This window comes from Bacillus sp. LBA3-1-1.1 (assembly GCF_040676495.1).
GTDB lineage: Bacteria > Bacillota > Bacilli > Bacillales > Bacillaceae_G > Bacillus_A > Bacillus_A nitratireducens.
This window is the reverse complement of the sequence record NZ_JBEGIB010000011.1, coordinates 1-11,674: the sequence shown is the minus strand read 5'-3', so window position 1 is coordinate 11,674 and position 11,674 is coordinate 1. Positions and strand designations below refer to the sequence as shown.

12 protein-coding genes are annotated in these 11,674 nt (G+C 36.2%); 10 read left to right on the top strand and 2 right to left on the bottom strand.

Going from position 1 to position 11,674, the window contains the following annotated elements; all coding sequences use genetic code 11:
• The first annotated feature begins 48 nt into the window (after positions 1-48).
• From gabP to entD, 8 genes are all read left to right on the top strand, one after another.
• Entirely contained in the window at positions 49-1,443 is a 1,395-nt protein-coding gene (gene gabP, locus MRBLBA3_RS10525; protein WP_000360105.1) for a GABA permease, read from the top strand.
• Positions 1,444-1,576: 133 nt separating this feature from the next.
• A complete protein-coding gene (locus tag MRBLBA3_RS10520) occupies positions 1,577-1,915 on the top strand; it encodes a hypothetical protein (RefSeq protein WP_002076883.1) in 339 nt (112 codons plus the stop codon).
• Positions 1,916-2,232: 317 nt separating this feature from the next.
• Positions 2,233-2,775 (top strand): DUF420 domain-containing protein, encoded by a 543-nt coding sequence (locus tag MRBLBA3_RS10515; protein ID WP_000228315.1) that lies wholly within the window; start codon positions 2,233-2,235, stop codon positions 2,773-2,775.
• A 118-nt stretch (positions 2,776-2,893) separates the two neighbouring features.
• Positions 2,894-4,057 carry an iron-containing alcohol dehydrogenase gene (locus MRBLBA3_RS10510; RefSeq protein WP_363381161.1) on the top strand — a complete coding sequence of 388 codons (1,164 nt, stop codon included), beginning with the start codon at positions 2,894-2,896 and terminating at the stop codon, positions 4,055-4,057.
• Positions 4,058-4,214: 157 nt separating this feature from the next.
• Entirely contained in the window at positions 4,215-4,967 is a 753-nt protein-coding gene (locus MRBLBA3_RS10505; protein ID WP_328024367.1) for a DeoR/GlpR family DNA-binding transcription regulator, read from the top strand.
• Entirely contained in the window at positions 4,964-5,875 is a 912-nt protein-coding gene (pfkB, locus tag MRBLBA3_RS10500) for a 1-phosphofructokinase (protein WP_363381158.1), read from the top strand. The genes MRBLBA3_RS10505 and pfkB overlap by 4 nt, the downstream gene beginning before the upstream one ends.
• Before the next feature lie 13 nt (positions 5,876-5,888).
• Positions 5,889-7,745, top strand: a complete 1,857-nt coding sequence (locus tag MRBLBA3_RS10495) for a PTS fructose transporter subunit IIABC (RefSeq protein WP_363381155.1) — start codon at positions 5,889-5,891, stop codon at positions 7,743-7,745.
• A 346-nt stretch (positions 7,746-8,091) separates the two neighbouring features.
• Positions 8,092-9,012 carry a cell wall-binding protein EntD gene (entD, locus tag MRBLBA3_RS10490; protein ID WP_212087742.1) on the top strand — a complete coding sequence of 307 codons (921 nt, stop codon included), beginning with the start codon at positions 8,092-8,094 and terminating at the stop codon, positions 9,010-9,012.
• 93 nt (positions 9,013-9,105) lie between these two features.
• On the opposite strand, the gene MRBLBA3_RS10485 is transcribed toward entD, so the two are convergent.
• Positions 9,106-9,351 (bottom strand): hypothetical protein, encoded by a 246-nt coding sequence (locus MRBLBA3_RS10485; protein WP_071771467.1) that lies wholly within the window; start codon positions 9,349-9,351, stop codon positions 9,106-9,108.
• 180 nt (positions 9,352-9,531) lie between these two features.
• On the opposite strand from MRBLBA3_RS10485, the gene miaA reads away from it, so the two are divergent.
• Complete coding sequence (miaA, locus tag MRBLBA3_RS10480) at positions 9,532-10,482, top strand: tRNA (adenosine(37)-N6)-dimethylallyltransferase MiaA (protein WP_363381150.1); 951 nt, start codon at positions 9,532-9,534, stop codon at positions 10,480-10,482.
• Between the two features lie 25 nt (positions 10,483-10,507).
• Positions 10,508-10,732 (top strand): RNA chaperone Hfq, encoded by a 225-nt coding sequence (gene hfq / locus MRBLBA3_RS10475; RefSeq protein ID WP_000813896.1) that lies wholly within the window; start codon positions 10,508-10,510, stop codon positions 10,730-10,732.
• Between the two features lie 80 nt (positions 10,733-10,812).
• Here hfq and MRBLBA3_RS10470 read toward each other — a convergent pair.
• Positions 10,813-11,674 (bottom strand): Gly-Xaa-Xaa repeat protein (locus MRBLBA3_RS10470; RefSeq protein WP_363381147.1); only part of this gene is annotated, 862 nt, incomplete at its 5' end.

Sequence of the window (11,674 nt, the reverse complement as noted above, 5' to 3'; positions counted from 1 at the left end):
ACTCTTACATAAATTTCAAAATCAAGTTTGGAAGGGGATGTACAAGAGTTGGATAAAAATCTTAAGAAAGATCTCAAAATACGCCACATTACAATGATCTCAATTGGCGGTGTAATAGGAGCTGGTTTGTTTGTCGGAAGTGGTGCGGTTGTGCATTCAGCAGGGCCAGGTTCTATCGTTTCATATGCATTAGCAGGACTTCTAGTTATTTTCGTTATGAGAATGTTGGGGGAAATGGCAGCTATTAATCCGACAAGTGGTTCGTTTGCAACATATGCACGAGAAGCAATCGGCCCCTGGGCGGGTTATACAATTGGGTGGCTATATTGGTTCTTCTGGGTAATTGTTATTGCAATAGAAGCTACAGCAGGGGCTGGTATCATTCAATACTGGATTCCACAAATCCCACTATGGTTATTAAGCTTACTATTAACAATTTTATTAACGTTGACGAATGTTTTTTCAGTGAAATCATTTGGAGAGTTTGAATATTGGTTTTCATTTATTAAAGTAATTAGTATTGTTTTGTTCCTATGCCTTGGTCTTGCTGTGATTTTAGGATTTGTACCAGGAACGGAAGCACCTGGCACTTCAAATTTAGTAGGGCAAGGGGGATTTATGCCAAATGGTATAAGTTCGGTGCTGCTTGGAATCACCGTCGTTATATTTTCATTTATGGGATCAGAGATTGTTGCAGTAGCGGCTGGTGAATCTGCCGAACCTGTAAAAGCAGTAAAAACAGCAACAAATAGTGTAATTTGGCGTATTCTCGTATTTTTTATTGGATCTATCGCTGTAGTTGTTACACTTCTTCCATGGAATTCAGCAAACATATTAAAAAGTCCGTTTGTAGCGGTACTTGAACATATAGGAATACCAGCGGCAGCACAAATTATGAATTTTATCGTTTTAACAGCGGTACTTTCTTGCTTGAATTCAGGTTTATATACAAACTCAAGAATGCTTTTTTCGATGGCAGAAAGAGGAGATGCTCCAAAGGCATTTTTAAAATTGAACAGTAGTGGTGTTCCAGTTCGGGCAGTTTTATTTGGAACGTTCTTTGCTTATATTGGAGTTGTTTTTAGTTACATATCTCCAGATAAAGTCTTTTTATTTTTAGTGAATGCATCTGGTGGGATTGCGTTACTAGTTTATCTCGTTATAGCAGTTTCACATTTAAAGATACGTAAAAAAATGGGGAAAGTAGAACAACAAAATTTGAAAGTGAAAATGTGGCTTTTCCCGTATGTAACGTATGTTACAATTGCCGCTATTATAGCAGTTTTAGTTGCAATGGTTGCAATTGAATCTTTACGTTCACAAGCACTTTTAACGATGCTTGTTACTGTTCTTATTATAGTTTCTTATTTTATTTTTAATAGAAATAAAAATAGTTCGGTTTTGAATCCTAAAAGTGAGGATAAAGAACCCGTTCAATTCTAATTTTTTGTTTTCGAAGAAAGGTATATCCAATCATTGCTAGAAAAGATTCATATATAAGTAAAGAAAAGAGTAATTACTATTGTCATAGTGAATATAAACTTTTTTCTTGACTTTTTATACGAAGGCGAGCAAAATGGTAAAAAAGGAAGGGGGGATGATGATGGAAGAGTACGTATTAGAGCTGTATAACTTGTTATATACGACAGAATGGCAAGATATTGTTTCGTTTCTAGGAATAGTATTTTGTATGAAAATTGTAATTGTATATATGGAAGAACAAGGTATGTTCTATTCCTTCTCATCTCCGTTCGATGTGCAGCGCGAGCCGCTGCTGAACTATGCCAAGGTAAATTACGAACAATTTCCTTTTGTTATTTTCTTTATGATTCGATTTATAACAGCAATTGTAAAGAAGAAGGAAAGTGACGATGAAGAGTGCCACTCAACTTGTAATATAGCAACTGCTTTATAGGCTAAATACAAGGAGGAGATTTATATGTGGTTTCGATTTCTTATGATTGGTTTTTTTTCATTAACAGCAATTTCTTTAATGGGATATCAAGTGTCTGAAATTTTTCAAGCATATAGCAATACGTTTTTCAACAAAAACTAATTACATTGCTATTTAAATAATAAAGCGATAAAATCCTTCTTAAGAAGTTTTATTAAGAAGGATTTTTTTCTTTGCTCTGTCTTACTGTGTCAAACTATTGTCACATTTACACTGTGAATAATATGTTAAAATAGTGAGGTTACGTATACATATTTGAAGGAAGAGGAGTGACCATTTTGGTGGATCAATCAACTAATCAGAAAAGCTATGCTCCTATTGTGATAACGCTTTCTGTAATTGTAAATGCGATTATTTTATTTTTGTTCTTTGGACCTGTTGGCTATGAAGGAGAAGTACATTTTGATGTAACAATTTTACCAATGTTAAATGCAATTTTTAATAGCTTTACGTTCGTATTCTTATTAGCAGCGTTATTCTCTATTATTAAAAAGAATGTAAAAATGCATCGTGGTTTCATCCTGGCAGCATTTACAACGACTTTACTATTTTGTGTGTCTTATTTATCGTACCATTACTTAGCGCCAGCAACACATTTTGGCGGAGAAGGGTTCATTAAATATGTGTATTTCATTATTTTAATTACACATATTATCCTGGCAGCAATTATTGTACCACTTGCATTGTTTGCACTTGTATTTGGTTTTACAAATCAATTAACACGTCACCGTAAAATTGTACGTTGGACGATGCCAATTTGGTTATATGTAAGTTTATCTGGTGTTATTGTTTACTTAATGATCTCACCTTATTACCAATAAAAAAATCTCAGCCTGTAGGCTGGGATTTTTTTTGTTAAGCAAATATTTTTGTGAAATGAAAAAAATATGTTATACAAAAGTATAGTTGCTTTTCATATAGAAGGGATGGTAAAGGAATATGCAAAATTTTGTATTTCGTAATCCAACGAAACTTATTTTTGGTAAAGGTCAATTAGAACAGTTAAAAGCTGAAATTCCACAGTTCGGTAAAAAGGTTCTTCTCGTATATGGAGGAGGCAGCATAAAAGGAAATGGTATTTATGATAATGTAATTTCTATTTTAAAAGATATAAATGCGGAAGTATTTGAATTGACAGGTGTTGAACCGAATCCGCGTGTATCAACTGTAAAGAAAGGGATTCAAATTTGTAAAGATAATGGTGTTGAATTTATTTTAGCAGTTGGTGGGGGAAGTGTAATTGACTGTACGAAAGCAATTGCAGCTGGTAGTAAGTACGATGGAGATGTGTGGGATATTGTAACGAAAAAAGCATTTGCTAGTGAGGCATTACCATTTGGTACTGTGCTTACGCTTGCGGCAACAGGATCTGAAATGAATGCTGGTTCTGTAATTACAAACTGGGAAACGAATGAAAAATATGGCTGGGGTAGCCCGGTTACTTTCCCGCAGTTTTCGATTTTAGATCCAGTTCATACTGCATCTGTACCGAAAAATCAGACAATTTACGGTATGGTAGATATTATGTCACATGTATTAGAGCAATATTTCCATCATGGAACAAATACAGAATTACAAGATCGTTATTGTGAATCTGTTTTAAAAACAGTAATTGAAACAGCGCCTAAGCTTTTAAATGATCTAGAAAATTATGATCATAGAGAAACCATTTTATATTGCGGTACTATGGCGTTAAACGGCATTTTAGCGATGGGAGTAAAAGGAGATTGGGCAACTCATAATATTGAACATGCAGTTTCTGCTGTTCATGATATACCACATGGAGGTGGCCTTGCGATTTTATTCCCGAGCTGGATGAAGCATGTTGTAGATGAGAATGTAAGCCGCTTTAAACAGTTCGCTATTCGTGTATTCGATGTAGAAACAGATGGGAAGACAGATAAAGAGGTTGCATTAGAAGGAATTAAGGCGTTACGTCAATTTTGGACTTCGATTGAAGCGCCAGTAACATTAGCTGATTATGCTATTGGGGAAAATGAAATTGATTTAATGGCGGATAAAGCGATGGCTTATGGTGAATTTGGTAACTTTAAAAAATTAAATAAAGACGATGTTCTAAATATATATAAAGCTTCTTTATAAGTGAATCGAGCAAAGAAACCCATTTGATTGTTATATCAAATGGGTTTCTTTTTGTTGTTTATAACTGCTTGTGATTGTTTTTGATTATTTATGAATGTTTATGGTTGATTTTTGTGATCGTTTTCATTATACTGTAATCAAAGAAGAGGTGAATAAAATGTTAACTCCTGAACGTCATCAAATGATATTGCAACTTGTAAAAGAGCAGAAGGTTGTTAAATTACAACAATTAGTGGAAAGAACAGAAAGCTCTGAATCAACAATTCGTCGTGATTTAGCACAATTGGAAAAGCAAAGGTTATTAAAAAGAGTTCATGGTGGTGCCGCTGTTTTAACAGGAAAAGGACAAGAGCCAACGATGGTTGAAAAATCATCCAAAAACATTCAAATAAAACAACGAATTGCTAACTATGCCGCTAGCATTGTTGAACAAGGTGATTGTATTTATTTAGATGCAGGAAGTACAACATTTGAAATGATTCCATTTTTAATAAATAAAGACGTTACAGTCGTTACGAATGGACTTATGCATATTGAAGCTTTAGTTGAAAATAATATTCGTGCGTATTTACTAGGCGGGATGATGAAGAGTAGGACGAAAGCTTTAATTGGTGTTATGGCACAGGAAAGTATGCAGAAGTATCGCTTTGATAAATGTTTTTTAGGAGCGAATGGTGTACATGAACAGCTTGGTTTTACAACTCCAGATCCAGAAGAGGCACTCTTAAAACAAATGGCATTAACATTAGCAAACGAAGGATATTTCTTAATTGATGAAAGCAAGTTTTCAGAAGTTGCGTTTGCGAAAATTGCAAATGTTGAAGAGGCAAGTATTATTACAAACCATTTAGAAATTGATTTAGAAAAATATAAAAGACAAACCAATGTAATTGAGGCTGATAAACAATGATCTATACAGTTACTTTAAACCCATCTATTGATTATGTAGTACAAGTTAATTCCTTCGATTTAGGCGCAGTAAATCGAGCAGAGAAAGATATGAAGTTTCCTGGAGGAAAAGGGATTAATGTTTCTCGCGTTCTTCATCGTTTAGGTGTTGAAAATGTAGCGCTTGGATTTACTGGTGGATTTACTGGTCAATTTATTAAAGATGTATTACAGGCGGAAGGTGTAACAACAAACTTCGTTCAAGTAGACGGAGATTCCCGAATTAATGTGAAAATAAAAGGTCAAGAAGAGACAGAATTAAACGGGCAAGGTCCTAGTGTGACAAATGAGCAATTTGAACAATTAATGAAACAAATTGAAAGTATGAAGCAGGGAGATTGTATTGTACTAGCTGGAAGCGTACCGGCGTCTATCTCAACTACTTTTTATGAATCAATCGCAGCGTTCGGAGCTGAAAAAGGTATTCGCGTAGTAGTAGATGCGAGCGGAAGTGCACTGCAGCATGTAATTAAAAATAAGCCATTTTTAATAAAGCCTAATCATCATGAACTTGGTGAGTTATTTGGAGTAGAGATTTCAACAGTAGAAGATATTTTACCGTATGGAAGAAAATTAGTTGAACAAGGTGTAGAGCATGTTATCGTATCAATGGCCGGAGATGGAGCTTTATTATTTACGGCAGAAGGTATATATGAAGCAACTGTTCCGAAAGGTGTTGTAATTAATTCGGTTGGGGCCGGAGATTCTCTCGTTGCAGGATTTGTAGGTAAATATGAACAGACAAAAGATATTGAAAAGGCATTTCAATATGGCATTGCTACAGGGAGTGCAACAGCATTTTCAGCTGATTTATGTGAAAAGGAAAAAGTAGAAGAATTATTGTCGCAAGTAATTGTAGCTAAGCGATAGGGGGAAGCAACATATGAAAATTACAGAACTATTAAAAAGGGATACAGTCATTATGAATTTGACAGCTTCAAATAAAGAAGCTGTCATAGATGAATTAGTTGAGAAATTAAACGGTGCAAATCGTTTAAATAGTAAAGATGAATTCAAAGAAGCTATTTTAAAGCGGGAGTCACAAAGTACAACTGGAATTGGTGAAGGTATTGCTATACCTCATGCGAAGACGAAAGCTGTTAAGCAACCAGTGATTTGTTTTGGTAGAAGTGTAAGCGGTATCAACTATGAATCACTTGACGGACAGTCAGCGCATTTATTCTTTATGATTGCTGCGAGTGAAGGGGCGAATAATACTCATTTAGAAACGTTGTCGCGTCTATCTACATTATTAATGGATGAAGGGTTTCGTAAGCAACTATTAGAAGCGAAAGATGAAGAGGAACTTCTTCGTTTGTTTGATGAAAAAGAGAATGAAAAAGAAGAAGAAGTTGAAGTGGCAAAGCCAGAAGGGAATGAACCATACGTATTAGCTGTCACAGCTTGTCCGACTGGTATCGCTCACACATATATGGCTGCGGATAGTTTAAAAGCAAAAGCAACAGAGTTAGGGATTGCGATTAAAGTTGAAACAAACGGATCAACAGGTATAAAGAATGGTTTAACGAAAGAGGATATTGAACGCGCGACTGCGATTATCGTTGCGGCAGATAAACAAGTAGAAATGAACCGTTTTGCCGGAAAACATGTCATTCAAGTGCCAGTCGCTGATGGGATTAGAAAAACTGAAATACTTCTTAATCGAGCTGTAAAACAAGATGCACCGATCTTTAAAGGTGTAAAAGAGAATGGGAAGACAGAAAGTGTAGAGAAAGAAAAAGGATTAGGAATTTATAAGCATTTAATGAGCGGTGTAAGTAATATGCTTCCATTCGTTGTTGGTGGCGGGATCTTAATTGCATTAGCATTTATGTTCGGTGGAATTAAGGCGGAAGGTCCTATTGCTGAAATATTAATGAATATTGGCGGTGGAGAAAAAGGAGCCTTTTTATTCCTTGTACCTATTTTAGCTGGATTTATTGCAAGTTCTATTGCTGATCGACCTGGTTTTATGCCTGGTGTTGTCGGTGGATTTTTAGCAGCGCAAGCGAATGCTGGATTTTTAGGTGGATTAATTGCTGGTTTCTTAGCTGGATATGTTGTTTTAGGATTGAAAAGATTGTTTTCGGGATTACCAGTACAGTTAGAAGGAATTAAACCTGTTTTGTTATATCCAGTCTTTGGATTGTTAATTACAGGAGTTGTTATGCAAAAAGTAGTAAACCCACCTGTAGTAGCATTAAATGAAATGTTAACAGGATGGTTAAATGGTTTGAGTGGAACGAATGCTATATTATTAGGTCTTATTTTAGGTGGCATGATGGCAATTGATATGGGTGGCCCAATTAATAAAGCGGCATTTACATTTGGTATTGCTGCAATAGAAGCAAAGAATTTTGGAGTGCACTCTGCTGTAATGGCTGGTGGTATGGTACCGCCATTAGCAATTGCATTCGCAACAACATTCTTTAAATCGAAGTTTACAGAAGCGGAACGTAAATCTGGCTTAACAAATTATATTATGGGAGCTTCGTTTATTACAGAAGGTGCGATTCCATTTGCAGCTGCAGATCCAGTTCGAGTAATTGTAAGTTGTGTTGTTGGTTCAAGTATTGCGGGTGCGTTATCTATGTTATTCCAAATTACATTACCAGCACCGCATGGTGGGTTGTTTGTTATCGCATTAGTAAATAAACCGTTGCTATATATTTTCTCTATATTAATTGGAACGATTGTTTCAGCGGTTATGATAGGTGTTTGGAAAAAGAAAGTTAAATAAATGATAAAAGGGACAGCTAATAGGGGTTGTTCCTTTTTTATTACAAAAAAGTAGGTTAATAGTTGGAGAATGATGAATTTTGGTAAAAGATGTAATGAAACGTGATTTTTTTGTAACAAAACAGTAATACTGTAATTTTTTCTGGAAAAAATTCTCATGCTTCTATGTGGAAAATATATGAAAACTATTGGGGATTTTATTGGAAATGCACTTTATGAATATGGAAATTTATGTTACAGCTCATTAATTGTATATTACGAATGCTTTGTAATTGTGTGATTTCTAAAAATCACCAAAATCTGTTGCTATAATGAAAATACGAAAACAAAGCAAATGGAGGCTATTCATGAAAAAATTATTAGGTATAGCAACAGCAGCAGTTTTTGGTCTTGGGATTTTTGTAGGTTCTGCGAAAGCGGAAACGATTGTAACAACGGATGTATTAAACGTTAGAGAAAACCCAACTGTAGAGTCAAAGCTTGTAGGTAAAATGTTAAATGGGAATAAATTAGATGTGATAAATACAGAAAACGGATGGACAAAAATTAAGTTAGATGGCAAGGAAGCTTTTGTCAATGCTGAATTTACAAAAAGTAAGTATTATGTCACGGCGGGCGTATTAAATGTTCGCGCTGGAGCGAATACTGACTCTGAAATCCTTGGTAAACTTAATAAAGATGATTTGATTGAAACGACAAATCAAGTTCAAAATGAATGGTTACAATTTGACTATAATGGAAAAACAGGATATGTTCACGTGCCATTTTTAACAGGAACGGCACCTGTGATTGAAAAGAAAGAAGTGGTAACTCAAGAAGAAGCACCGGCTAGAGTGAAAACGTCGGTTAAAAATAATACGGCAGTTAAGAGTAAAGAAGCTGTTAAGAGTGTAGAATCAAGTAAACCTGTAGAAAAAGCAAAGCCAGTTGCGAAATCTACTGAAACTAGTGCACCTGCTGGTGGGCGTGAAATAACAGTAGAAGCGACAGCATATACAGCGAATCCAAGTGAGAATGGTACATATGGTGGTCGTGTACTAACTGCAATGGGGCATGATTTAACAGCGAATCCAAACATGAAAGTAATTGCTGTAGATCCAAAAGTAATCCCTCTTGGATCAAAAGTATGGGTAGAAGGTTATGGAGAAGCGATTGCTGGAGATACTGGTGGCGCGATTAAAGGAAACCGTATTGATGTATTAGTTGGTTCAGATGGTAGTGCTAATAGCTGGGGGCGTAAGTCTGTAAAAGTGAAAGTTATACAATAGTGTATTTGTATTAATATAAAAAGCGGTTGCTTGAAAATATGTAAGCAACCGCTTTTTATCATTTTGTAATAACGATTTCGCTGCAAAGAGTGGTTATTGAAATGGATAAATTGTTTTACCTGTAATAATTTTATATGCGCTGCAAAATTGAGTTTGCATATACTCTGTATGTGTGTTTTCTGAATGTAACGTTGTTTCTTGAAGAGTAGAATGAAAAGAACGTAGTAAACAATTTAAGGCGAAGTATAATTCGTCTTGTGAACAATTTTGTTCTTTTGTAGCTGTAGCCAAAATGAGGTCATTTGTAAGTGTTGAAAAATTGATAGTGGATTGTTTCATAGTCAACCATCCCCTCCGAGCGATTTTTATCATGTATATGCAGAATTGGACAAACTATGTTCTTTTTTTATTTATAATTTCATTTACCGAAATGAAAGAACTTGCAATCATGTCGTTAAAATTGGTAAGATTGGGTATAATCAATAGATGGAGTACATTACATAAAGAGAGTTGAATGATATGGGAGAAGTGCAACGTGAAAAAGTTGCTGTCATAATTGGACCCACTGCTGTTGGGAAGACGAAGTTAAGTATCGATCTTGCAAAAGCGTTGAACGGTGAAATTATAAGTGGCGATTCCATGCAGATCTATCGCACGATGGATATTGGTACTGCAAAGGTAACAAAAGAAGAGATGGATGGAATTCCACATTATATGGTCGATATAAAAGATCCGGAAGAATCATTTTCCGTTGCGGAATTTCAAGAACGTGTTCGTAAGTATATTCGAGAGATTACAGAGCGTGGTAAATTGCCAATTATCGTTGGTGGAACTGGTCTGTATATACAATCTGTTTTATTTGATTATCAGTTTACGGATGATGCTGGTGATACTATATACCGAGAACAAATGGAAAAGTTAGCTTTAGAACGTGGTGTGGAATATGTACATAAAAAATTGCAAGAAGTAGATCCAGAAAGCGCGGAGCGTATTCATGCAAATAATGTGCGACGTGTCATTCGTGCGTTAGAAATCTTCCACACGACGGGCGGAAAAATGAGTGATCAACTTGAAAAACAAGAAAACGAGTTATTATATGATGTTTCATTAATTGGCTTGACAATGGATCGAGAAATGCTATACGATCGCATTAACTTGCGAGTGGATTTAATGATGGAACAAGGTTTATTAGAGGAAGTAGAAGGGCTGTATAATAGAGGGATACGAGATTGTCAATCTATTCAAGCGATTGGGTATAAGGAGATATATGGTTATTTTGAGAATCGTGTCTCTTTAGAAGAAGCGGTGTCACAATTAAAGACGAATTCACGCCGTTATGCCAAACGTCAATTAACATGGTTCCGCAATAAAATGGATGTCACATGGTTTGATGTTACGGATGGTGAAAAAACGTCAGAAATTTTACGATACATAGAAGGAAAGTTACAACTAAAGTCGAATAATATTTAAGTAGAGAAAAAGAGGAGGATTCGACATGAAGCAATCAATCAATATTCAAGATCAGTTTTTAAATCAACTCCGGAAAGAGAATACGTTCGTTACGCTGTACTTATTAAATGGTTTCCAGCTTCGTGGATTAATTAAAGGATTTGATAATTTTACAGTCCTACTGGAAACAGAAGGTAAGCAACAGCTTATTTATAAACATGCAATTTCTACATTTGTACCACAAAAAAATGTTTCGATTGAACTAGAGTAGTAATGAATTATTGTACATAACAAAAAAAGAGCGAATTTCTCGCTCTTTTTTTATTTGTCATAAACAATAAATGGTGAAATTTAAGCGATTCTAAATACAGTAAGACGAATGTTAGTGTTTCCTGTTGCAGGGACCGTAATCTCGTTAAGGGTAGATTGGACAGAAATGTTTGCTCCGGCAGCTAATGTTTCGATTGTAGTAAATGAAAGTGAGTCGCCTATGAGATTTGAAGAGAAGTTGTCAGTAGCAACTGCTCCATTAATTGAAATTCCTACTCCAAGTGGAGCGCATCCTGGCGCAGTTGTAGAAATAGATACGCTAATTACATAAATACCAGCGTTAATAACAGTAACTGTATTTATGCCGTTAAAGATAATATTGTTTACGTTAATTGCAGTACTAAAAATAAAGTTATTAAATTGGAGTACTGTTTGTTGGATGTTGTTTGTTACAACGATTGTCGCTACTGGGAAGCTAGGTCCAGTAGGTCCGGTAACTCCTATACCCGTAGCACCTGTTGGTCCTTGAGGTCCAGTGGCACCGGTAGCACCCATGTTACCTTGAACACCTTGAGGTCCAGTAGCGCCAGTAGCACCTGTGTTACCTTGAGCGCCTTGAGGTCCAGTAGCGCCAGTAGCACCTGTGTTACCTTGAGCACCTTGAGGTCCGGTAGGTCCAGGAGGCCCACCAGAAGGTCCAGTAGGTCCAGTAGGTCCGGTAACTCCTATACCCGTAGCACCCGTGTTACCTTGAGGTCCAGTGGCACCTGTGTTACCTCGAGGTCCGGTAGCGCCAGTAGCACCTGTGTTACCTCGAGGTCCGGTAGCGCCAGTAGCGCCTGTGTTACCTCGAGGTCCGGTAGCACCAGTAGCGCCTGTGTTACCTCTAGGTCCGGTAGCGCCAGTAGCGCCTGTGTTACCTCGAGGTCCGGTAGCACCAGTA

Excerpts from the sequence above, each read along its gene's own strand:
- MRBLBA3_RS10495 (WP_363381155.1), top strand. The coding sequence starts at position 5,889 with ATGAAAATTACAGAACTATTAAAAAGGGATACAGTCATTATGAATTTG.
- MRBLBA3_RS10485 (WP_071771467.1), bottom strand. The coding sequence starts at position 9,351 with ATGAAACAATCCACTATCAATTTTTCAACACTTACAAATGACCTCATT.
- MRBLBA3_RS10510 (WP_363381161.1), top strand. The coding sequence starts at position 2,894 with ATGCAAAATTTTGTATTTCGTAATCCAACGAAACTTATTTTTGGTAAA.
- hfq (WP_000813896.1), top strand. The coding sequence starts at position 10,508 with ATGAAGCAATCAATCAATATTCAAGATCAGTTTTTAAATCAACTCCGG.
- MRBLBA3_RS10520 (WP_002076883.1), top strand. The coding sequence starts at position 1,577 with ATGGTAAAAAAGGAAGGGGGGATGATGATGGAAGAGTACGTATTAGAG.
- pfkB (WP_363381158.1), top strand. The coding sequence starts at position 4,964 with ATGATCTATACAGTTACTTTAAACCCATCTATTGATTATGTAGTACAA.
- entD (WP_212087742.1), top strand. The coding sequence starts at position 8,092 with ATGAAAAAATTATTAGGTATAGCAACAGCAGCAGTTTTTGGTCTTGGG.
- miaA (WP_363381150.1), top strand. The coding sequence starts at position 9,532 with ATGGGAGAAGTGCAACGTGAAAAAGTTGCTGTCATAATTGGACCCACT.
- MRBLBA3_RS10505 (WP_328024367.1), top strand. The coding sequence starts at position 4,215 with ATGTTAACTCCTGAACGTCATCAAATGATATTGCAACTTGTAAAAGAG.